Consider the following 20,955-nt stretch of genomic DNA (forward strand, 5'->3'; position numbering starts at 1 on the left):
ATGGGCGAGCACTGTCCGCTTGTCTGCAGGAAGCGAAGGAATGACCATGACGATTTTGACGGGAGATTTCGCCCCGGAAGCCCCGATCGCCGCTCTGCCCGCCGGCTTCGGGGTCGCGGCCTGCAATCGGCCCGAACCCGCACCGGCCCCGCAGACCGAGGACAGCGATCTGACATTGTACCTGCGCCATGTCGAAAGCGGCGTGTCGATCCGCGCGCTGGCGCGCGAGACCGGCTGCCACGCCTCGACCATCCTGCGCCGCATCCGCCGCTTCGAGTCGCGGCGCGACGATCCGCTGGTCGATCGGGCGATCGAGCGCGCGGCGGGCCATGGATCGGCGACCGGGCCAGGGCGGGTCGGCACGAAGCAGATCGCCCGCATCCTGCGCCGGCTTGCCGAACCCGGCGCGCAGATGGTGGTGGCCGACGGCATGGACAAGGCCATCGTGGTGCGGGACGAGATCCGCACCGCCATCCTGGACCGCGAACTGGCCGAGCACATGGCGATCCGCGGCTGGGTGCAGCTGCTGGGGCAGGGCCGGGTCAGCCGCTACGCGCTTTCGGGTCCGGGGCGCGAGGCGTTGCGCGCCATGCTGGCGGCGCGGCGCGGTCATGCCCTGCCGCAGGGCGAGGATTTCGTCATGGCCGCGCCGGTGATCGCAGAGCCGGCGGCCGAAGCCATGGGCTGCGCCGAGGAAGCCGCCGGCTTCGGCCATGCCGACCGCCACCGGCAATGGGACGAGCGCGAGATCACCGACCCCGAGGACGGCCGCCGCCGTCGCGCCCGGGTCAACATCGCCGAAAGCCCGCTGCTGATGCTGGCGCGGCGGCGGGAACCGGACGGGCGGCCTTTCCTGGCGCCGGAGCTGGTGGCGGCCGGAGAGCGGCTGCGCGAGGATTTCGAGCTGGCGCAGATGGGTCCGCGCATCGCCCAGAACTGGGATCGGTTCCTGACCGCCGGCATTCCTGTCCGGTCATGGTGGCGGTTCGGAAGGGGCGCGCAACCGCGTCGCCGCGGCGCTGCGCGAACTCGGCCCCGGCATGGGCGACATGTGCCTGCGGGTCTGCTGCTTCCTCGAGGGGATCGAGATGACCGAGCGCCGGCTGGGCTGGTCGGCGCGCTCGGGCAAGATCGTGCTGCGGCTGGGGTTGATGCGCCTGGAACAGCACTATCGCCAGATCTACGGCCCGGGCGCGCCGCTGATCGGCTAGACAGGCGCGTCCGCGATCCCGGTCCATGAAAAAAGGGCGCCTGGCAGGCGCCCTTGTCGATGTCCGGCAGTCCGGATCAGGCCGCGGCCTTGGCCGGATTGGCGCGCAGCCATTCCAGCACCGATTCCGGCGAGCTGGCGCCATAGGGATCCTCGGGGCAGTCGTCGCAGCGGCCGGGTTCCTCGAACCAGGCCTCGACGCGGCCGTCGTTGATGACGGCGGCATAGCGCCAGCTGCGGGCGCCGAAGCCCAGATTGTCCTTGCGCACCAACATGCCGACCTTGTCGGTGAACTCGCCCGAACCATCGGGGATCACCTTGACGTTCTGCAGGCTCTGGGCCTTGGCCCACTGGTTCATCACGAAGCTGTCGTTGACCGACATGCAATAGATCGCGCCGATGCCAAGCTCGGCCATCTCGGCTGCGGCCTTCTCGAAGCCCGGCAGCTGGTAGGTCGAGCAGGTGGGCGTGAAGGCGCCCGGCAGCGAAAACAGCACCACGCGCTTGCCCTTGAAATAGTCGGCGGTGGTCACCGGCTGCCAGCGATAGGGGTTCGGCCCGCCGACGGATTCGTCGCGGACGCGGGTCTGGAAGGTCACGTCGGGAAGCAGATCGCCTTGTTTCATGATTGGTCCTTTCGTCATCCGCTCCTCCCTTTCGGTCGATGCTGCGGCGCGGCATCGACGGACCCTAGATGCACATTGCATTGGCGTTGATCAAGCCCCGAAAAACCCTTAAGTTCGGGCGACCCCAGCAAAGGATGCCGATATGGCGGATATGCCCCCGGTTCTGCGCCACCCCGAAAAGGCCCATCGTCCCGACCAGCCCCAGCCGAAAAAGCCGAACTGGATTCGTGTCAAGGCGCCGACCAGCCAGGGCTACAAGGACACGCGCGACCTGCTGCGCGAACACCGCCTTTCGACCGTCTGCGAAGAGGCGGGCTGCCCGAACGTCGGCGAATGCTGGAGCCAGGGCCACGCCACCATGATGATCATGGGCGAGATCTGCACCCGCGGCTGTTCCTTCTGCAACGTGCAGACCGGCCGGCCCGATGCGCTGGACACCTTCGAGCCGGGCCGCGTCGCCCATGCCGTGCAGAAGCTGGGGCTGAACCATGTCGTCATCACCTCGGTCGACCGCGACGACCTGGACGACGGCGGGGCCGAGCATTTCGCCCAGACCATCCGCGCCATCCGCCACCGCTCGCCCAAATCCACCATCGAGGTGCTGACCCCGGACTTCCTGAAGTCGAAGCCCGGCGCGCTGGAGACCGTGGTCGAGGCGCGGCCCGACGTCTTCAACCACAACCTGGAAACCGTGCCCGGGCTTTACCCGACCGTGCGGCCCGGGGCGCGCTATTTCCACTCGCTGCGGCTGTTGCAAAAGGTCAAGGAGCTGGACCCGACCATGTTCACCAAGTCGGGGATCATGGTCGGCCTGGGCGAGGACCGGCAAGGCGTGCTGCAGGTCATGGACGACATGCGCGCCGCCGATATCGACTTCATCACCATCGGCCAGTATCTGCAGCCGACGCCCAAGCATCACCGCGTCGACCGCTTCGTCACCCCCGAGGAGTTCCAGGGCTACGAAAAGGCCGCCTATGGCAAGGGCTTCCTGATGGTGTCTGCGACGCCGCTGACGCGGTCCTCGTATCACGCCGGCGACGATTTCGCCCGGCTGCGCCAGGCGCGGCTGGAAAAGCTGGGCCACGCCTGACGCGATCTAAAAACGGACGGCCGGCGCCTCGCGCCCGGTCTTTCCCCGGAACCACGATCCGCTTCGGCCGCCGGAAACGGCAGCCGGAGCGGATTTCATTTGAAAGCCCAGCCTCCGCAACCCGTGGCACCGGGCCTTCCGCCGGCGCGCATGGCCGATGGCGGGCTGCGCTAGAATTTCTAATGCAACTGAGCAGAATATTCTCGTTTGCCGCAAAGTGGCGATCGGGGAAATAAGCCCGTGTCCGGGTGCCAAGACATCCAGGGCCAACACGACCGGTCATCCGCCCGGCCGATCGGGATCGCACCTGCCGAAACCACGGAGGCACGCGGTCCGGTCGGTGGGTCGGCCAGGTCGATGAGCATTCGGGGGAGGATAGGGGGCGCGTCGCCGGGGTTTCCCGGCAAGCCCGCCGGGGAGCCATGGACCTGCGGAGGAGCCCGTCGGTGGAGGGCCATGGACACCACGACAACGCATTGCGGAGCTTTCGCCAGCCTTCAGCGAACGCCCGATTCTGAACCCAGGAAGGTATGTTTCATGGCGATATCCATCTTGCCCGGCGCAGCCGCGACTCGCGACGCCTCCGGCCGGCTGTTCATCGACGAAGCGCCGCTCAAGCCCATCCATGTCGTCGCGACCGCCGCCGTCCTGGGCGGCGCGGCGCTTGACGGCTATGTCCTCGGCATCGTCGGGCCGGCACTTTCCATCGCCAAGCAGGAACTGCAGCTTTCGGCGATCAGCCAGGGTCTCATCGCCGCAAGCGCGCTGATCGGGGTGTTCATCGGCGGGCTGTTCTTCGGCAATCTGGCGGACCGTTTCGGGCGGCGGCCCGTCTTCGCCTGGAACCTCGCGGCCTTCATCCTGCTGTCGCTGCTGCAGGTCGTCGTGCAGGATGTCTGGCAATTGGTGGCGATCCGGCTGGCGCTGGGGCTGGCCATCGGCGTCGAATATGCCGTGGGCTCCTCGGTTCTGGCGGAATTCTCGCGCCGCAAGGGCCGCGGCGTGCTGCTGGGCTGCTTCTCGATCGGCTGGCAGGTGGGCTTCACCGTCGCCTTCATCGTCGGCGCGTTCTACGACGGCGACAATTGGCGGATGCTGCTGGCTTCGAGCGGGGTGCCGGCGCTGATCACCTTCGCGCTGCGGATGACCCTGCCCGAGACGCCGATGTGGCTGAAGGCACGCGGCCGCGACGCCGAGGCGCAGGCCATTGTCGAGCGGCATTTCGGCGCGGAATACGCCATCCCGGACGTCGATCTGAACGCCAAGCACGCATCGCCACGCGAGCTGTTCACCGCCGAGACCTGGCGGCAGACGCTTTATTCCGGCTTTTTCTGGTTCTGCCAGGTCGGGCCGTTCTTCGGCATCTTCACCTTCATGGCGCCAGTGCTCGAGTCGCTGGGGCTGAAGGATGCCGCGGCGGTGGACATGTCGCTGAACGCCATCCAGATCGCCGGGGCGGTGTTCGGCGTGTTCCTGCTGCATTGGATGAGCCGGCGCGGCTTCGTGATCTGGACCTTCGTCATCGTGCTGCTGACCTTCCTGGCGCTGGGGCTGTTCCCGCAGGCGCCAGGCTGGGCGGTCATCGCGCTTTTCGCGGTCTACATGTTCGTCGCCCCGGCCGCGAACAACATCCAGTTCGTCTATCCGCCCGAGATCTTCGACACGCATGTGCGGGCGACGGGCGTCGGCTTCTCGGCGGCCTTTTCGCGGATCTCGGCCGCTGGGGTGACCTATCTTCTGCCCTGGCTGCTGCAGCAGTTCGGCTTCTCGGCCACGCTGGTGATGATGGCGGGCTTCCCGCTGCTCGGGCTGATACTGTCGATCCTTTGGGCGCCAGAGACGAAGGGCAAGCATTTGCGGTGACGGCGGCTCTCCGTTCGGGCCATGACCGTCGAGGCGGCCCGCAGCGCAGGACGGGCCGCAGATCCTATCGCACCCGACTGCGTTGCCTTGACAGCATCAGACCGCCGCCCATATATTTCAATACATCTTGAAGGGTTGATTTCATGGAAGAGCAGCATGCCCTTGCCGGCTTCGCGGCGCTGTCGCAGGAAACCCGGCTGCGCATCGTCCGGTTGCTGGTCAGGGCAGGGCCGGAGGGCATGGCGGCGGGCGCGATCGGCGAGGCCATCGGCGGCGCGAGCATCTCGGGGTTGTCGTTTCACCTCTCCCATCTCGAACATGCCGGGCTGATCCGGTCCCGGCGCGAGGGGCGCTTCATCATCTACAGCGCCGTCTTCCCGACGCTGACCGGGCTGATCGAGTTTCTCCTGCGCGACTGCTGCGACGGTCACCCGGACATCTGCGCGCCGGTCGCGGCCGGACTGTCCTGTGCCTGCACCCCCCGGAAGGAGGCGCGCCCATGATCCCCGACCTGCCGAACCTGGCACCCGACTGCCTGCGTGCGCCCGCGATCCCCGAACTGCCGCGTGCCAGCCATCCGCCGCGCATCCTGCTGCTTTACGGCTCGTTGCGCGAACGCTCCTACAGCCGCTTCGCCACGCTGGAGGCCGAGCGCCTGTTGCGGCATTTCGGCTGCGAGACCCGGGTATTTCATGCCCACGGCCTGCCGCTGCCCGAGGATACCGGGGCCGATCACCCCAAGGTGCAGGAATTGCGCGATCAGTGCCTGTGGTCCGAAGGCCAGGTCTGGACCAGCCCGGAGCGTCATGGCGCGATGACCGGGGTGATGAAGGCGCAGATCGACTGGATCCCGCTGGCCCTGGGGGCGATCCGGCCGACGCAGGGGCGGACGCTGGCGGTGATGCAGGTTTCGGGCGGCTCGCAAAGTTTCAACGCGGTGAACCAGATGCGCGTGCTGGGCCGCTGGATGCGGATGCTGACCATCCCGAACCAGTCCTCGGTCGCCAAGGCGTATCAGGAGTTCGACGAGACCGGCCGCATGCGGCCGTCCAGCTATTACGACCGCATCGTCGACGTGATGGAGGAACTGGTGAAGTTCACCCTGCTGACCCGCGACCTGTCGGCCTTCCTGACCGACCGCTACAGCGAGCGCAGGGAAGCCGCGGCGAAGCTCGAGGAACGGATGAACCTGAAGGCCGCAACCTGATCCGGAGGTGTCTCTCCGAAGGTCATCCGCCTTGGGCGGGGCGCCGAGTTCGCGTCCCGCGACAGGATCTTTGGCCCTGCCGGCGCCGGATGCCTATTGCGGCCACCCAGAAGGGTGCGGTCGGCCGCGCCAACGGTCAGGGCTGCAAGGATCAGCGCCACGAAAGCGGGAGTCGAGGACACCCCGACCTGCGGCGGCGCGGCCAGCGGCAAGGCCGACCAGGGCGCCACGGCCGCGCCGCCGAAAGCCGCAGCCCGCAGCGCATCCATGCCGAGGATGAGCCTGCGCCGGTCGGCCCTGTCGGTGACGATCCCGGCCGGTATCGCGAACAGGACCCAGGGAAGCCGCAGCCCCACGGCAACCAGGGCGATCAGCACCGGCTCGCGCGTCAGCAGCGACGCCGTCCAGGCCCAGGCGATGCTGACTATCCTGTCCTCCGGATTGGTCAGCCCGCCTGCTGCGACGAACCGCCGGAGCGGCCCCCATTGATCGCTGCGGCGCCCTGCCGGTCATGCTGCGCCATGATCCATTCCTTGCGCTTTCGGCCGGCCCCTCGGATCGCGCATCCTCAACTCTCCTTGGGGTCAAGCCGGATGCGAGGATGATCCGATAAGAAACCGATATGTGGTCCTTCCCGGCCACGGTGCGGCTGATCTGCCGCGCCTGTGATCCTGGAGCATAGGGTAGTCCGGGTCGGGCGGCGAGGCGGCAACGGCTCCTGCAGGGGAAGGGTTAACCGTGCAGCAGGGCGGGCAGGCCCGCGCTGGCCAGAACCACCCGCGCCAGATCCAGCATCGGAGGCAGCGGGTAGATGTCCGAATTGCCGCGCGCCCGGCGGATATGGGACACCGCGCTGTCCAGCGTCGGGAACGTCCCGACGGCGCGCAGATGCAGATAGATCGCCAGCACGATGACCGATCGCGACCGCCCGCCCCGGCAATGCACCAGCACATGGCCGGCGCGATGGGCGGGATAGTGCGGCTTGCCGGGACTGGCCTGCGTGACCAACCCTTCCAGGGCCAGCACGGCGGCGGCGAGATGGGCGGGCGTGTTGCCGGCCCCGTCGATCAGCCCCACCTTGGCACGGCGCATATGGGTGCCGTCGGGCAGTGGCAGGGGGCCGACATCGACGTTCAGCGACACGTTCAGCGAAGAGGTGATGCCGGCGCCCAACAGCGCGGCGCCATCGCTGGCGCCGGCCAGATTGCCGACGTGAAGACGGCAGATCCGGCCGGAAGGCAAGACCAGGTCATGGACCGGAACAAGGATCGCGGTGTCATTCTCGGCTCGCTCGCGGGGGGGTTCCTCGATCAGCATGGATTTGGCTTTCTTCTGTCAGGGGCAGATGCGGTCCGGTCGCCAGATCGGGGCAAGGGCTCGGGCGACTTCAGGGGCCTCGTCCAACGCCCCGAAGGCGGGAACCAGATGTCTGGCGCCGGTGATTTCCGCCAGCCAGAGCTGATCGCGGGCCCGGGGATGCACGTTCCAGGGATGCCGGTTGGCGCGACCCTCGGCGATCAACCGGGTTGCCGGGCTGCCGGGGGCAACATGGCCGGTAAAGAGGAACCGCCAGCCCCGCGGATCGGCGATCAGGCCTGACACCAGATCGCCGGGCCGCTCGGTGTCCGCGGCGATGATCACATCGCCGTCCCGGGCCTCCGACGCGGTGGAAATGCTGCGCAGGCTGGGCAAAGCGCCCTGCAGCTCGGCCCGGACCTGCGGACAGACGACCGGCGACAGGCCGAGTGCGGACAGCCGCAGCGCCATATCCGCGCCACGCCCGAGGATCGGCACCGGCAGCACCATGCCGGGGGCAACGCTGTCCGCCAGCGCCTGCACCTGCTCGGCCAAAACCTGATCGCGGTCACCATAGGAAAGATCGGTGACCACCAGATCTGCCCGGGGCGGAGGATCGAGGGGCAGAAGCCCGGATTCCCGGCTCCAGTCGCCCATGTAAAGCGCGCCGCCCTCCTGCGGCAGATGCAGCCAGATGCCGCCCATGGCATGCCCGTTGCGTCCGACCCGGGCCGGCAGGTCCAGCAGTTGCGCAGGACCCTGCAGCGGCAGGGCGTGGCAGGCGTGGCGCGGCAGATGCAGGCCCAGCAGCGGCAGGGCATCGAAGGTGGCGCGGGTGGCGAAAACCGGAGGACAGCCCAGCCGCGGCCAGAGGTCGATGGCCCCGACATGGTCGATATGCGCGTGGGACAGGAAGATCGCATCGACCCGTCCGATGCCCCGCAGATCCGGCCGCTGGCCCGGCGTCGGCCCCTCGCCCAGGTCCAGCAGGATGCGGCGCCCGGCAATCTCCAGCAGGAAGGCTGCCGGGGACTTGCCGCCCAAGCCGCTGAAGGCCGTCAGAACTGCCATGGCAACACGCCTTTCGGCAGGAAGCGCGACAGCGCCGTCGACAGCAGCATCAGCGCCAGCACGCCCAGGATCATCAGGCACCCCACGGCGGCGGCGAGGGTCGAGGCGCCGCCTTCCTCGAGGAAGATGATCATCGGCCCGATGGTGCGGGTGCCCGAGGAGATCAGCAGGATCGAGGTCTGGATCTCGTTGATCGCGGTCATGAAGACGATCACGGCGGCGGCGATGGCGGTCGGTGCGATCAGCGGCCAGATCACGTCGCGCATCCGGCGCAGAAAACCTGCGCCCGCAACCTGCGCGGCCTCTTCCAGCGCGCGGTCGATCTGGGCATAGCCCGACAGCACCGGGCGCAGCGCCAGCGCGAAGAAGCCCGCGACATAGGCGGCCAGGATGATCCAGGGCGTGCCATAGATCGACACCCCGACCCCCGGCAACGGCCGCAGGAACAGCAGGATCATCGCGACGCCCAGCGTGATGCCCGGCAGGGTATAGGCGGCCTCGGACCCGAAATGCAGCAGCCGCACCAAGGGCCCGCGCCGCCAGGTCAGGAAATAGCCCAGGAAAACCGAGGCCAGCATCAGGAAGCCCATGGTGACCAGCGTCAGCCACAGCGAGGTGACGAAGGCATCGCGCAGCGACACTTGCTGGAACAGCGCCGAGACGTAGTTCTTCAACGTCGCCGTCTCCGCCGTCAGCGGCAGGCCGTAGGCGGGGACCAGCGAGGTCTGAAGCAGCGCCGACAGCGGCAGCAGCAGCGAGACGATGAGATAGCCCCAAAGCTGCGCCGCGACCACAGCCCCGGCCCGGCCCAGCGGCAGCATCAGGGGGCGGCTGCCCAGATCGACGCGGGTATCGCCGCGCTCGCTCGCGCGCGCGGCCAGCAGCACGCCCGCCACGGTCAGGGCGGTCAGCACCAGAGACAGCGCTGCCATGTTCGGCAGGGCGCTTGGCCCCAGCCCATTGATCTGCTGATAGATCTGGGTGATCAGCGTCGGCACGCGCGCGGGGATGCCCAGCATGGCCTGAATGCCGAAGTTTCCGATGGCCGAGACGAAGGCAAGGCTGGCCGCCGCCACCATGCCGCCGCGTGCCAAGGGCAGGATCACCGTCAGCAGCACCCGGAGCGGACCGGCGCCGGCGGCGCGCGCCGCCTCGGCCAGATCCAGCGGAATGCGGCGCAGGCTGGCCTGCATCGCCAGATAGACCAGCGGCGCATTGTAGATGCCCAGAAGCAGGATGATCCCGGCCTTGGAATACAACGGATGCCGCGTGCCTGCCTCCATCGACAGGCCAAGGACGCCCAGCACCGGACCGGAGGGCGAGAAGGCCTGAATCCAGGCCATGGCCGTCACCTGCGGCGGGATCATCAAAGGCAGCACGAAGGCAAACACCAGCGCCGATTTGCCGCCAAGGTCGGTCTGCACCATGATCACCGCGAAGACCGTGCCGACCAGCAGGGAAACAACGGTCGAGGCCAGAGAAATCTGGATGGTGTTCCAGATCGCAGCCCCGGTCTGCGGGCGCGAGAACAGCTTCACCAGCCGCTCGACCGCCAGCCCGCCATCATCGAAAAGCGCCGCCTGCGCCAGCCGCAGCATCGGCGCCACGGAAACCGACAGGATCAGCACGGCCAGCAGCGCCAGCACGATCCTTTCGGAGGAAAGCCGGAAAAGGGGCGCGCGCGGCGCCCCCGTGCTGTTCGGAACCGAGGTCATCCCCGGTCAGCCGCCGAAGATCTCGGTGAACGTGGTGCGGGCCTCGGCATCCTCGGCCACCGCGCGGTCGGCATCCAGCGGCAGCAGCTTGATCTCGGACAGCGCGGGCATCCCCTCGGGCGAGGCGACCTTGGGATCGACCGGCATGTAGCCCTGCTCGGCGGCGAGCTTCTGGCCCTCTTCCGACAGCACGAAGCTGACGAAGATCCGGGCCGCTTCGACCTGATCGGTGCCGGCAAGGATCGCCACCGGCTCGGTGAAGAAGGTGGCGCCTTCGGTCGGGTAGACGAATTCCACCGGCGAGCCCGCCTTTTTGGCGCGCAGCACATCGGCATCGATGTTGACGCCATATTTCACCTGCCCCCCGGCCACGGCCTTGAGCACCGGGCCATTGCCGCCTTCGGGCACCACGCCAAGCGCGTTCAGACGCTGGTAATAGCCCCAGCCCTGGGCGGCGTCCTGCAGCAGCGAATGCATGTGGACCAGCGCCGCGCCGGAATAAAGCGGGCTCGGGGCGACGATCTGGCCGGCATTGGCATCCCGGAACAGATCGGCCCAGCCGGTGACGGGCGCGGCGATCTGGGTGTTGTAGACGATGCCGGTGGAGGAGATCTTGGTGCCGAAGAAGGTCTTGTCGGCATCATACATCAGCGGGTCGATGCCTTCGACCGGCGCTTCGGGCCAGGCCAGCAGCAGGCCCTGGCTTTTCAGCGTGCCCAGGTTGATGCTGTCGGCGACCAGCAGCACGTCGGCCTTGATGCCGCCGGCCTGCTGCTCGGCGGTCAGGATGTTCATCAGTTGCGAGGTGCCGTTGCGCATCCATTCCACGGTGATGTCGGGATGCCTGGCCATGAAGGCGTCGACGGTCTGCTGCGCGATTTCCGGCGATTGCGAGGTATAGAGCGTCAGCGTGGTCTGCGCCGACACCGTGGTCGCGGACAGCATCAGGGCAAGGGTGGTGACAGTCATGCGCATTGGAATTGCTCCGTAGGATGCGTGGTGGTGGTGGAGGAGGAGGAATGGCCCGGCGCGGCGCCGGGACCAGAGGTGCCGGGAAGCGGAATCGCCCAGAGGTCGCGGAATGCCAGATCAAGGCGCGCGCCCGGTTCGGGCGGGGCGGCCGCGTCGGGCAGCACCATGGGCAGCCGAAGGGACGGATCCGTCTCTGGACGCAGTTCATAGGACCAACTGCCGCCGCGATAGCTGCGGGCGATGACACGGGCGGGAATGCCGGCTTCGCCCGGATGGGCAGGCTGGATATCGGCAGGATGGGTGGAGGCCATGGCCAACGGCCGGGCGATTTCCCCGGCATGGCAGCGCAGCCGGACGCGCGTTCCCAAAAGATCGGCCATGGCAAGCCCGCCCGCCATGGGCCGCAGCCCCTCGACCGGCAGCACCAGCCCGCCACCGATGAAACCGGCCACCGTGGCGTCGGCAGGCTCGCGATACAGTTGCCGGGGGCTGGCGCATTGCAGCAGGCGGCCCTTGTCCATCACCGCGATACGGTCGGCCAGGGCCATCGCCTCGGACTGGTCGTGGGTGATATAGACCAGCGTCGCCCCGCTTTCGCGGTGGAAGCGGTGGAACTCCTCTTCCATCGCGGCGCGCAGATGCACATCCAGATTGGCAAGCGGCTCATCCAGCAGCACCAGATCCGAACCGGCAGCCAGGCAGCGCGCCAGCGCCACCCGCTGGCGCTGGCCGCCCGACAGATCCGCCGGGCGACGGCCGGCCAAGGGCGCCAGATCGACCGTATCCAGCGCGCGGGCCACCCGCGCCTCGCATTCGGCCCGGGGCAGCCGCGCCACCTTCAGCGCGTAGCCGACATTTTCCGCCACCGACATGTGCGGCCACAGCGCGTAATTCTGAAACACGATGCCGATGCCGCGCCCTTCGGGCGGCACCATGACATGTCCGCCCGCCACCTGTCGGTCGCCCAAAGCGATGCTGCCTTCATCTGGGCGATCAAAGCCTGCAACCAGCCGCAGCAGTGTGGTCTTTCCGCAGCCCGAGGGGCCAAGCACGGCCACGAATTCGCCTGCCGCGATGTCAAGGTCGATACCCGACAGAACCCTGGTGTCGCCATAGCTCTTGCCGATGTTCGACAGCCGCAAACCCGTCATGCCGCGCGGTCCTTTCCTGTCGGTTCGGCGCGACTGATGCAGCGGCGGCATGACAGCAGCGTAGTCGTTCTGTAAAATCTTGATGAACCGCGGCAATGTCGGGCCGTGTTGACGAAAGGGATTCCCCCCGGTCGGCGGCCTGTGCTTCCAGATCATTCATCCCTGGGTGGAAGAAGATCTTGGCGCGCAACCTGATATTCGGCGATGAGTGGGCCTTCCTGTCAACGAGATCCCTACATTGCTGATGGCGAGGCGCTGGCCTGGTGGTCCGGGGCCTTTCTGGCGCGATGCGAACCTGGTGAAAGAAGCCGCGCATGGCCGCTGGGATCCGTTCGCGGCGCAGCGGTTGAGTGATGCTCTGCCGGTCGGTGCAGAGCCGGTCTATGTCGCGATGCATGGCTGGTGCAGCCTGACGGAGGCCGCATCAAGGCTGAAGCTGACGGTTCCCGAGGTGATCGAACGGCTCCGGGTTTGCCTCGGTGCTGATCAATTTCGGCCATGTCGGACAGCCGGGCGAGGCGATTTCGCTGGCTGTCTTCGCCAGTTCTCCAGGGTTGCGCACTGCGGAACTGGCGGCGTTCATCCGGCGGATGGGCTTACCCTTCCGCCGGATCCGCGGACCGCGTGGCGGTGATCAGGTGCGGTTGACGGCGACAGACCGGCAGGAATTTCACGACCGCTTCATCAGTTTTCGCAACTTGGGGATCAGGGCGCGCAAGGACTGGGGAAGCCTCCGGCAGTGGCTTGATGCGCGCGGAATCGTCCCGGCGGGCCGCAGCGCGCACATCTGCGATCGCAGCGATGCGGCCGATCTGCCGCTGTAGATCAGCCTGCCGGAGAAATTCCCCTTGATGCCCTTGCGCAGGCTTCCCCTTTTTTGGCAGCAGCTACCGCCACCTCACCCCAGCATGGGCCTTCCCGCCACATAGGTCTGGGCGATGGCGCGGTCGTCGCCGAGGATCTGCAGGATGAAAAGCTCTTCGGTCAGCGTTTCGGCGCGCTCCATGCGCAGCGCCATCGCCGCCGTGGCCCGGCTGTCGAGCACCACCAGATCGGCATCGGTGCCGGGGTCCAGCGTACCGATGCTGTCGGCCATGCCGAGCGCCAGCGCATTGCCGCGCGTGACCCAGTGGAAGGCCGCGAACGGGTGCAGTTTCTGCCCGCGCAACTGCAGGATCTTGTAGCCCTCGTTCAGGGTCTGCAGCATGGAATAGCTGGTGCCGCCGCCGACATCGGTGGCGATGCCGCTGACCACGCCCGCCGCACGCAGCCCCGCCTCGTCGAAAAGGCCCGAGCCGAGGAACAGGTTCGAGGTCGGACAGAACACCGCGCGCGAGCCGGTCTCAGCCATGCGGGCGATCTCGCGCGGTTCCAGATGGATGGAATGGCCAAGCAGCAGCTTCTCGGACAAGAGCCCGTAGGTCTCGTAGATGTCGAGATAGTCGCGCGCCTGCGGATAAAGGCTGAGGGTGAAGGCGATCTCGTCCCTGTTTTCCGACAGATGCGTCTGGATGTGGCAATCGGGATGCTCGCGCACCAGTTGCCCGGTCATCGCCATCTGCGCGGGCGTCGAGGTGATGGCGAAGCGCGGGGTGATGGCATAGCGCTGGCGGCCGCGACGGTGCCATGTCTCGATCAGCCGCTTGCTGTCGTCATAGCCCTGTTGCGGGGTGTCCAGCACCGCCTCGGGGGCGTTGCGGTCCATCATCACCTTGCCGGCGATCATCGCCATGCCCCGCGCCTCGGCGGCCTGGAACAGCGCCTCGGCCGATTGCGGATGCACCGAGCAGAAGGCGACGGCGGTGGTGGTGCCGTGCTGGAGAAGCAGGTCGAGAAACCTTTCGGCCATGGCCGGCGCGTGGCCCTGTTGGGCGAAGCGCGATTCCTCGGGGAAGGTATAGGTGTTGAGCCAGTCGAGAAGCTGCGCCCCCCAGCTGGCGATCACCTGCACCTGCGGGAAATGGATATGGGTGTCGATGAAGCCCGGCAGGATCAGGTGCGGCCGGTGGTCGATCTCCGGCAGGGCGGGGTCGCGCAGGCTGGCGTAATCGCCGATGGCGGCGATCTTGCCGTTCTCGGTGACGATGGCGCCGTCCTCGTGATAGGTGAAGGCGTTCTCGACCTCGGCGGGGTCGGCGTGGAAGGAGAGCGTGCGCCCCCGGATCAGCTGTCGCATGGGTATTTGTTCAACGAAGAAATGGTCTGGGTCAGGCGGCCGATGATCTCGGCGGCGGTGAAGGCGGCGATGACCTCGGGGCGCTTGTCGCGCGAATAGCCGGCGCCGATGGGGCAGGTCAGCCGGTCGGTGTCGAGCCCCTGGGCGCGGGCGAAGCGGCGGAACTGCGTCAGTTTCGTCCGGCTGCCGATCATGCCGATATAGGGGGCGTCCAGGCGGCGCAGCGCCTCGGCCGCCAGCAGGAAGTCCAGCGCGTGGTCATGGGTGACGATGATGTGGCTGGTGCCGAAGGATGCCTGGCGGATCTCGGCCTCGGGCAGGGGGGTCAGGCGGGTCTCGCCTGTGGCTTGCGCCAGTTCGGCGGCGCGCTGGTCGATCAGGATCGGGCGCAGCGGCAGCAGCGCCAGGGCCCTGGAAAGCGCCCGGCCGACATGGCCGGCGCCGAAGATCAGCACCTGCGGATATTCGGGGCCGGCGGGGGCCTCGGCCACGCGGGTCAGGGAAAGTTCGACCCTTCCGCCGCAGCATTGGCCGATCTCGGGGCCCAGGGGCACGTCCATGCGGGCGGCGGCTTCGCCGCGCGCCAGCATCTGCCGGGCGCGGTCGATGGCCATGTATTCCAGTTGCCCGCCGCCGATGGTGCCGGTCAGACCCTCGGGGGTGACGAACATCGCCGCCCCTTTCTCGCGCGGCGACGAGCCGCGCGTGCGGGTGATCTCGACCCGGATCATGGCCGCAGCCGCTCGATCGCCATCAGCACGCGCTCGGGAGTGGCGGGCGCGTCGATGCGCGGGTTTTCGCGGTAGCCGTTGAACGAGGCCACGGCCATGTTCAGCGCCTGGAAGACCGAGATGCCCAGCATGAAGGGCGGCTCGCCCACCGCTTTCGAGCGCTTGATCGTCGCTTCGCGGTTCACCGACCAGTCGGCCAACGCGACGTTGAAGACCTTGGGTCGGTCCGAGGCCAGCGGGATCTTGTAGGTCGAGGGGGCGTGGGTGCGCAGCCGGCCCTTCTGGTCCCACCAGAGTTCCTCGCTGGTCAGCCAGCCGGTGCCCTGCACGAAGGCGCCCTCGACCTGGCCCTTGTCAAGTGCGGGATTCAGGCTGCGGCCCACGTCATGCAGCACGTCGGCGCGCTCGATGACATATTCGCCGGTCAGCGTGTCGACCGAGACTTCGGAACAGGCGGCGCCATAGGCGAAGTAATAGAACGGCCGGCCCTGTCCGGTGTCGCGGTTCCAGTGGATCTTGGGCGTCTTGTAGAAGCCGGCCGCCGACAACTGGATGCGGGCCAGATAGGCGGTCTTGATGAAATCGGCGAAGGGCATGTTCTCGCTGCCGATCTGCACCGTCTCGCCGATGCTGACCAGTTCCGGCGGCACGCCCCTGGCCTCGGCGGCGAAGCCGGTCAGCCGCTCGATCAGCTGGCGGCAGGCGTCCAGCGCCGCCATGCCGTTCAGGTCCGAGCCCGAGGAGGCGGCGGTGGCCGAGGTGTTGGGCACCTTCTCGGTCGTGGTCTTGGTGATGCGGATGCGGTCGATGCTGACCCCCAGCGCCTCGGCCACGACCTGCGCCACCTTGGTGTTCAGGCCCTGGCCCATCTCGGTGCCGCCGTGGTTCAGGTGGATCGAGCCGTCGGAATAGATGTGGATCAGCGCGCCGGCCTGGTTGTACCAGGTCGCGGTGAAGCTGATGCCGAACTTGACTGGGGTCAGGGCGATGCCCTTGCGGATGGCGCCGCCTTCGCGTTCGGCGCGCGCGTTCCAGTCCAGCACCGCCTGGCGGCGGGCGTGATAGTCGCTGCTGGCCTCCAGCTCCTCGAAGATGCGCGGCAGGATCTGGTCCTCGACCTCCTGGTGATAGGGGGTGAGCTGGCCGTTTTCGTAGAGGTTCAGCTTGCGGATCTCCAGCGGGTCGCGGCCGAGCTGATAGGCGATATCCTCGACGATGCGCTCGGCCATCACCACCCCTTGCGGGCCGCCGAAGCCGCGGAAGGCGGTGTTCGAGCAGGTGTTGGTCTTCATCGGATGGCTGCGCAGCTCGACCGCCGGATAGTAATAGGCGTTGTCGGCATGGAACAGCGCCCGGTCGGTCACCGGGCCGGACAGGTCCGAGGAAAAGCCGCAGCGGGCATAGAAATCGGCATCGACGGCGTGAATCTTGCCGGTCTCGTCATAGCCCACCGCGTAGTCGATGACGAAATCGTGGCGCTTGCCGGTGATCTGGAAATCGTCGTCGCGGTCGGGGCGGATCTTGACGGCGCGCTTCAGCGTCTTCGCGGCCAGGGCGGCGATGGCGCAGAAGCCGTTCATCTGCGATTCCTTGCCGCCGAAGCCGCCGCCCATGCGGCGCACGTTCACCACCACCGCGTTAGACGGCACGCCCAGCACATGGGCGACCATGTGCTGCACCTCGCTGGGGTGCTGGGTCGAGGTGTTGACGATCACCTCGTCGTCCTCGCCCGGTATGGCGAAGGCGATCTGGCTTTCCAGGTAGAAATGCTCCTGCCCGCCGACGGTCAGCCGACCGGCAAGGCGGCGGGGCGCGCGGTCCATTTCGGCCATGTCGCCGCGCCTGAGCTTCAGCGGCTTGGTGACATAGCCCATGCCGGCGTCGCGGGCGGCGATGGCGTCGATGGCGAAGGGCAGTTCCTCGTATTCCACGCGGGCCAGCTGGCAGGCGCGGCGGGCCTGGTCGCGGGTCTCGGCCACCACGGCAAAGATCGGCTGGCCGACGAACTGCACCTCGGGGAAGGCGAAGACCGGCTCGTCATGCAGCCCGGTCGGGCTGATGTCGTTCTCGCCCGGGATGTCGTCGGCCGTCAGCACCGCATGGACGCCCGGCGCCTTGCGCACCGCGTCGAGGTCCATCGCCGTGATCCGGCCATGCGCGACCGAGGACAGCCCCAGATAGCCGTGCAGCGTGCCGACCGGCTCCATCAGGTCGTCGGTGTAATCGGCGCTGCCGGTGACGTGCTTGATGGCGGAATCGTGGATGATGGGCGTATGGGCGGCGCCCTTGACGAAGACGTCCTGTTTCATTCGACCCTCCTCAGGCGGTGTTCCGCGCCGGACTGTTCAAGCCAGAAGCGGCGGAAGAAATTGGCGGCGAGTTGCTGGCGATATTCCTTGCTGGCCCGCCAGTCGCTGAGCGGCTGGAAGTCATTGGCGACGGCCTTGGCCGCGGCCTCGAAGGTCTCGGCAGTGAAGGGCTGGCCCTTCAGCGCCGCCTCGGCCTGGGTGGCGCGTTTCGGCGTCGCGGCCATGCCGCCGAAGGCGACGCGGGCGTCGATGATGGTGGCGCCGTCGGTCTCGACCCGGAAGGCGGCGGCCGAGGCGGTGATGTCGGCGTGGTGGCGCTTGCTGACCTTGTAGGCGGCGATGCGCGCCTTGCCCTTCAGCGGCACGGTGATCGCTTCCACGAACTCGCCGGGGCGGCGGTCCTGCTTGCCGTATTCAATAAAGTAGTCCTCGATGGGCAATTCCCGTGCGCCCTCGGCGCCGCGCAGCCGCAGCGTGGCCCCCAGCGCGATCAGCAGGGGCGGCGTCTCGCCGATGGGCGAGCCGTTGGCGACATTGCCGCCGATGGTGCCGGCATTGCGGACCTGCCAGCCGCCGATGCGCAGCCAGTAATCCACCGCCTCGGGGAAATGTTCGCGCAGGAAGGGCTCGAACTCGGTATAGGTCACGCCGGCGCCGATGGTGACGCGGCTCTCTGCGAGCTCGATCTGCTTGAGATCCTGCAGATGGCCGATGAACACGGCGGGAGAGATGTCGCGCAGGAATTTCGTCACCCACAGGCCCACATCGGTGGCGCCGGCGACGATGGTGGCCTTGGGGTTCTCGGCCAGCACCTGCGCCAGGTCGGCGGCATCGGCCGGCAGGATGGCGCGGTCCTCGCCGCGCGAAACTTCGACCCGTTCGGCCGGGATGGCCTGCAACGCGGCGGTGACGCGGTCGCGCTCGACGGCCAGCGCGTCCATGTGCTGCCCGCCGGCTTCCGAGGCGGCGAAGGCGGCTTTCACGATCGGTTCGTAGCCGGTGCAGCGGCAGAGGTTGCCCTGCAGCGCCGTCTCGATGGCCAGCATGTCGGGCTGCGGGTTCTGCATCCACAGCCCGTAAAGCGCCATGACGAAGCCCGGCGTGCAGAAGCCGCATTGGCTGCCGTGATGCTCGACCATGGCCGCCTGGACCGGGTGCAGCCCGCCATCGGCGCCGCGCAGATGCTCGACGGTGACGACATGGCAGCCATGGCACGAGGCCAGGAAGCGGATGCAGGCGTTGATCGGCTCGTAATGCAGCTGGCCCTGGTGCAGGCGGCCGACCAGCACGGTGCAGGCGCCGCAATCGCCTTCGGCGCAGCCCTCCTTGGTGCCCGTAAGGCGACGGTTCAGCCGCAGGAAGTCCAGCAGCGTGTCGCGCGAGCCCGCCTCGGTCAGGCGGATCTCGGTATCGTTCAGAAGAAAGCGCAATTCGTGGCCCATTCGGTCCTCGCTCGGATGGCTGGGTATGGGAAAAGCCTAGATGCGAATTGCTCTTTGCGAAATCTCGGATTGAGCATAAGACTTTCAGCGATTCCTTGAAAGAGGCGGGTTGAATCCATGCCATATCTTGAAAGTCTGCGGGTTTTCGTCCGCGTGGTCGAACTGGGCTCGATCACCGCCGGCGGGCGGGACCTGCGCATGTCGCCGGCCGTCGCCTCGAACCGGATCAAGGACCTGGAGACCCGCTACGGGGTGCGGCTGCTGAACCGCACCACGCGCAAGCTGGTCCCGACCGAGGTGGGGCGGGCCTTCTACGACAATGCCCGCCGGGTGATCGAGACGCTGGACGAGGCCGAGGCGGTGGTGTCGGGCTTTTCCGGCATGCCGCATGGCGCCCTGCGGGTGACGGCGCCTTTGGGGCTGGGGCGGCGGCTGATCGCGCCCTTGGTGCCGAAATTCTGCGACGAATATTCCGGCGTCGAGGTGCGGCTGCGGCTGTCGGACCGCAACGTGGACATCATCGCCGACGGCATCGACCTGGCCTTCTTCCTGGGCGAGCCGCAGGATTCGGCGCTGAAATGGCGACGCATCGCGGAATGCCGGCGCGCGCTGGTGGCGACCCGGGCCTATCTGGACGAGCACGGCCGCCCCGAGCGCCCCGAGGATCTGACCGCGCATAACTGCCTGCTGCTGCGCTATCCGCGCAGCCCGGAATATTACTGGGTGCTGCAGACCCCCGAGGGGCCGCAGAAGCTGCTGGTGAACGGCAAGTTCGATGCCGACGACGGCGACGTGCTGAGCAGCTGGGCGCTGGGGGGCCGGGGCATCGTCAACCGCCCCCGCTACGAGGTGGCCGAGCATCTGGCTGCGGGCCGGCTGGTCGAGGTGTTGCCGGATTACCCGCCGATCCCCTCGCAGTTCGGGGTGCTGACCCCGCACCGGCGCCTGCAGGATCCCAAGGTGCGGCTGTTCGCCGATTTCATCGCGCGCGAGACGCGGGGGGTGTTCGCGTGACGCCCGGTCGTCGCTGAAATGTGAAGCGACGGCGAAACGCCGCGGGTCCAGAATGCATCACGGCCGCCGGGACTGCGTCCGATCTTGGTGCGCAATCCGAAACGGCCGCCAGATGCCTTGCGGGGCAGGGAGGTCGATCATGAAACGGGTTTATGGCTGGCTGGCGGCGGGCATGGTCCTGCTGCCCTTTGGCGCGGCGCAGGCGCAGGGCGTCGCGACCGGCGACAACGGAATGACGCTTTACAGCTTCGACAAGGATGCCGGCGGGAAATCCGCCTGCTACGACGATTGCGCGGTGAAATGGCCGCCCTATCTGGCGCAGCAGGGCGAGACGAAACCCGAGGGCTGGACCATGGTCGAGCGCACGGACGGAAGCCGGCAATGGGCGCTGGATGGCAAGCCCGCCTATTACTTCGCCGGCGACAAGAAGGCCGGCGACATGGCGGGGGACGGTGTCGGCGGCGTCTGGCAGGCGCTGGGCCAGTAACCCCGCCGGTCAGTTCAGCGCAAAGGTCCTGGGCAGGCTGCGATACCAGTCGACGATCGCCTGGCGTTCCTCCGGCTCCATGAAGCTGACATTGGCGGGCGGCATGGCATGGGTCACGCCGGCCTGGATGTAGATTTCCCGCGCGGCGCGGGTGATGTCGTCGGGGGTCTCCAGCAGCACGCCCTTGGGCGCGGTATGGATGCCCTCATACGAGGGCTCCCTGGCATGGCACATCGAGCAGCGGCCCATGACGGCGTTGTAGGCATCCTCCCAGCCGGCCGTGTCGAGCATGGCCTGCTGGGTGGGGGTCAGCACGCGCGCCTCGGATTCCTCGAGCGTCTGGCGGAACATCGGCGCGGTCGACAGCCACATCACGATGACGAACAGGATCGTGGTCACTGCCCAGGTCCACCATTTCATGCCGCCGCCGGCATGCATGGTGTTGAAGAAGTGACGGATGGTCACGCCCATCAGGAAGATCAGCCCGGCGATGATCCAGTTGTATTCCGTCGCGAAGGCCAGCGGATAGTGGTTCGACAGCATCAGGAACACCACCGGCAGGGTCAGGTAGTTGTTATGCGTCGAACGCAGCTTG

Annotated in this window: 19 protein-coding genes and 1 pseudogene; 8 read left to right on the forward strand and 12 right to left on the reverse strand. The window is 67.6% G+C overall.

Going from position 1 to position 20,955, the window contains the following annotated elements:
- The first annotated feature begins 40 nt into the window (after window positions 1–40).
- Window positions 41–1,211 (forward strand): annotated as a pseudogene (locus ACFOMP_RS04665) (DUF6456 domain-containing protein).
- A gap of 76 nt (window positions 1,212–1,287) precedes the next feature.
- On the opposite strand, the gene ACFOMP_RS04670 reads toward ACFOMP_RS04665, so the two are convergent.
- On the reverse strand, window positions 1,288–1,836 hold the full coding sequence (locus ACFOMP_RS04670; protein WP_379028187.1) for a peroxiredoxin: 549 nt from the start codon (window positions 1,834–1,836) through the stop codon (window positions 1,288–1,290).
- 142 nt (window positions 1,837–1,978) lie between these two features.
- On the opposite strand from ACFOMP_RS04670, the gene lipA reads away from it, so the two are divergent.
- The 4 genes from lipA (at window position 1,979) to arsH (ending at window position 5,996) form a co-directional block, all read left to right on the forward strand.
- Window positions 1,979–2,926 (forward strand): lipoyl synthase, encoded by a 948-nt coding sequence (gene lipA / locus ACFOMP_RS04675; protein ID WP_019351764.1) that lies wholly within the window; start codon window positions 1,979–1,981, stop codon window positions 2,924–2,926.
- Window positions 2,927–3,463: 537 nt separating this feature from the next.
- Entirely contained in the window at window positions 3,464–4,789 is a 1,326-nt protein-coding gene (locus ACFOMP_RS04680; protein ID WP_379028189.1) for an MFS transporter, read from the forward strand.
- 143 nt (window positions 4,790–4,932) lie between these two features.
- A complete protein-coding gene (locus tag ACFOMP_RS04685; protein WP_379028191.1) occupies window positions 4,933–5,292 on the forward strand; it encodes an ArsR/SmtB family transcription factor in 360 nt (119 codons plus the stop codon).
- Complete coding sequence (arsH, locus tag ACFOMP_RS04690) at window positions 5,289–5,996, forward strand: arsenical resistance protein ArsH (RefSeq protein WP_379028193.1); 708 nt, start codon at window positions 5,289–5,291, stop codon at window positions 5,994–5,996. Before ACFOMP_RS04685 ends, arsH begins: the two co-directional genes overlap by 4 nt.
- On the opposite strand, the gene ACFOMP_RS04695 is transcribed toward arsH, so the two are convergent.
- The 6 genes from ACFOMP_RS04695 to ACFOMP_RS04720 form a co-directional block, all read right to left on the reverse strand.
- A complete protein-coding gene (locus ACFOMP_RS04695; protein ID WP_379028254.1) occupies window positions 5,930–6,445 on the reverse strand; it encodes an MFS transporter in 516 nt (171 codons plus the stop codon). The two genes, arsH and ACFOMP_RS04695, sit on opposite strands and share 67 nt — an antisense overlap.
- 283 nt (window positions 6,446–6,728) lie before the next feature.
- Window positions 6,729–7,313 (reverse strand): protein phosphatase, encoded by a 585-nt coding sequence (locus tag ACFOMP_RS04700; RefSeq protein ID WP_379028195.1) that lies wholly within the window; start codon window positions 7,311–7,313, stop codon window positions 6,729–6,731.
- Window positions 7,314–7,331: 18 nt separating this feature from the next.
- Window positions 7,332–8,363 carry an MBL fold metallo-hydrolase gene (locus tag ACFOMP_RS04705; protein ID WP_379028197.1) on the reverse strand — a complete coding sequence of 344 codons (1,032 nt, stop codon included), beginning with the start codon at window positions 8,361–8,363 and terminating at the stop codon, window positions 7,332–7,334.
- Entirely contained in the window at window positions 8,351–10,078 is a 1,728-nt protein-coding gene (locus tag ACFOMP_RS04710) for an ABC transporter permease (RefSeq protein ID WP_379028199.1), read from the reverse strand. Before ACFOMP_RS04710 ends, ACFOMP_RS04705 begins: the two co-directional genes overlap by 13 nt.
- 6 nt (window positions 10,079–10,084) lie before the next feature.
- Window positions 10,085–11,053: an ABC transporter substrate-binding protein gene (locus ACFOMP_RS04715; protein WP_379028201.1), complete on the reverse strand. Its 969-nt coding sequence runs from the start codon at window positions 11,051–11,053 to the stop codon at window positions 10,085–10,087.
- On the reverse strand, window positions 11,044–12,201 hold the full coding sequence (locus ACFOMP_RS04720) for an ABC transporter ATP-binding protein (protein ID WP_379028203.1): 1,158 nt from the start codon (window positions 12,199–12,201) through the stop codon (window positions 11,044–11,046). The genes ACFOMP_RS04715 and ACFOMP_RS04720 overlap by 10 nt, the downstream gene beginning before the upstream one ends.
- 479 nt (window positions 12,202–12,680) lie before the next feature.
- On the opposite strand from ACFOMP_RS04720, the gene ACFOMP_RS04725 reads away from it, so the two are divergent.
- Complete coding sequence (locus ACFOMP_RS04725) at window positions 12,681–13,025, forward strand: hypothetical protein (RefSeq protein ID WP_379028205.1); 345 nt, start codon at window positions 12,681–12,683, stop codon at window positions 13,023–13,025.
- 74 nt (window positions 13,026–13,099) lie between these two features.
- Here ACFOMP_RS04725 and guaD read toward each other — a convergent pair whose 3' ends face one another.
- From guaD to xdhA, 4 genes are read right to left on the reverse strand one after another with little or no spacing between them, the layout of a single operon-like run.
- Window positions 13,100–14,377 carry a guanine deaminase gene (guaD, locus tag ACFOMP_RS04730; protein WP_379028207.1) on the reverse strand — a complete coding sequence of 426 codons (1,278 nt, stop codon included), beginning with the start codon at window positions 14,375–14,377 and terminating at the stop codon, window positions 13,100–13,102.
- Window positions 14,365–15,108 (reverse strand): xanthine dehydrogenase accessory protein XdhC, encoded by a 744-nt coding sequence (gene xdhC / locus ACFOMP_RS04735; protein WP_379028209.1) that lies wholly within the window; start codon window positions 15,106–15,108, stop codon window positions 14,365–14,367. The genes guaD and xdhC overlap by 13 nt, the downstream gene beginning before the upstream one ends.
- Window positions 15,105–17,417 (reverse strand): xanthine dehydrogenase molybdopterin binding subunit, encoded by a 2,313-nt coding sequence (gene xdhB, locus ACFOMP_RS04740; RefSeq protein WP_379028211.1) that lies wholly within the window; start codon window positions 17,415–17,417, stop codon window positions 15,105–15,107. The genes xdhC and xdhB overlap by 4 nt, the downstream gene beginning before the upstream one ends.
- Entirely contained in the window at window positions 17,414–18,859 is a 1,446-nt protein-coding gene (gene xdhA / locus ACFOMP_RS04745; RefSeq protein WP_379028213.1) for a xanthine dehydrogenase small subunit, read from the reverse strand. Before xdhA ends, xdhB begins: the two co-directional genes overlap by 4 nt.
- A 117-nt stretch (window positions 18,860–18,976) precedes the next feature.
- Between xdhA and ACFOMP_RS04750 the strand changes: the two genes are divergently transcribed.
- Both ACFOMP_RS04750 and ACFOMP_RS04755 read left to right on the forward strand, forming a co-directional pair.
- Entirely contained in the window at window positions 18,977–19,873 is an 897-nt protein-coding gene (locus tag ACFOMP_RS04750) for a LysR family transcriptional regulator (protein WP_289893711.1), read from the forward strand.
- Between the two features lie 139 nt (window positions 19,874–20,012).
- Window positions 20,013–20,360, forward strand: a complete 348-nt coding sequence (locus ACFOMP_RS04755; RefSeq protein ID WP_379028216.1) for a COG4315 family predicted lipoprotein — start codon at window positions 20,013–20,015, stop codon at window positions 20,358–20,360.
- A 9-nt stretch (window positions 20,361–20,369) separates the two neighbouring features.
- Here ACFOMP_RS04755 and ACFOMP_RS04760 read toward each other — a convergent pair.
- The coding region (locus ACFOMP_RS04760) for a urate hydroxylase PuuD (protein WP_379028218.1) at window positions 20,370–20,955 on the reverse strand (586 nt) is incomplete at its 5' end.

The sequence above is a fragment of the Paracoccus simplex genome (assembly GCF_042648325.1).
In the GTDB taxonomy this organism is placed as follows: Bacteria; Pseudomonadota; Alphaproteobacteria; order Rhodobacterales; family Rhodobacteraceae; genus Paracoccus; species Paracoccus simplex.

Bases quoted from the DNA above. Each gene is read 5' to 3' on its own strand.
- ACFOMP_RS04705 (WP_379028197.1), bottom strand. From the start codon at position 8,363: ATGGCAGTTCTGACGGCCTTCAGCGGCTTGGGCGGCAAGTCCCCGGCA.
- ACFOMP_RS04755 (WP_379028216.1), top strand. From the start codon at position 20,013: ATGAAACGGGTTTATGGCTGGCTGGCGGCGGGCATGGTCCTGCTGCCC.
- xdhC (WP_379028209.1), bottom strand. From the start codon at position 15,108: ATGATCCGGGTCGAGATCACCCGCACGCGCGGCTCGTCGCCGCGCGAG.
- ACFOMP_RS04700 (WP_379028195.1), bottom strand. From the start codon at position 7,313: ATGCTGATCGAGGAACCCCCCCGCGAGCGAGCCGAGAATGACACCGCG.
- ACFOMP_RS04715 (WP_379028201.1), bottom strand. From the start codon at position 11,053: ATGCGCATGACTGTCACCACCCTTGCCCTGATGCTGTCCGCGACCACG.
- ACFOMP_RS04670 (WP_379028187.1), bottom strand. From the start codon at position 1,836: ATGAAACAAGGCGATCTGCTTCCCGACGTGACCTTCCAGACCCGCGTC.
- ACFOMP_RS04685 (WP_379028191.1), top strand. From the start codon at position 4,933: ATGGAAGAGCAGCATGCCCTTGCCGGCTTCGCGGCGCTGTCGCAGGAA.
- ACFOMP_RS04710 (WP_379028199.1), bottom strand. From the start codon at position 10,078: ATGACCTCGGTTCCGAACAGCACGGGGGCGCCGCGCGCGCCCCTTTTC.
- ACFOMP_RS04720 (WP_379028203.1), bottom strand. From the start codon at position 12,201: ATGACGGGTTTGCGGCTGTCGAACATCGGCAAGAGCTATGGCGACACC.
- xdhA (WP_379028213.1), bottom strand. From the start codon at position 18,859: ATGGGCCACGAATTGCGCTTTCTTCTGAACGATACCGAGATCCGCCTG.
- xdhB (WP_379028211.1), bottom strand. From the start codon at position 17,417: ATGAAACAGGACGTCTTCGTCAAGGGCGCCGCCCATACGCCCATCATC.
- lipA (WP_019351764.1), top strand. From the start codon at position 1,979: ATGGCGGATATGCCCCCGGTTCTGCGCCACCCCGAAAAGGCCCATCGT.
- ACFOMP_RS04750 (WP_289893711.1), top strand. From the start codon at position 18,977: ATGCCATATCTTGAAAGTCTGCGGGTTTTCGTCCGCGTGGTCGAACTG.
- guaD (WP_379028207.1), bottom strand. From the start codon at position 14,377: ATGCGACAGCTGATCCGGGGGCGCACGCTCTCCTTCCACGCCGACCCC.
- ACFOMP_RS04680 (WP_379028189.1), top strand. From the start codon at position 3,464: ATGGCGATATCCATCTTGCCCGGCGCAGCCGCGACTCGCGACGCCTCC.
- arsH (WP_379028193.1), top strand. From the start codon at position 5,289: ATGATCCCCGACCTGCCGAACCTGGCACCCGACTGCCTGCGTGCGCCC.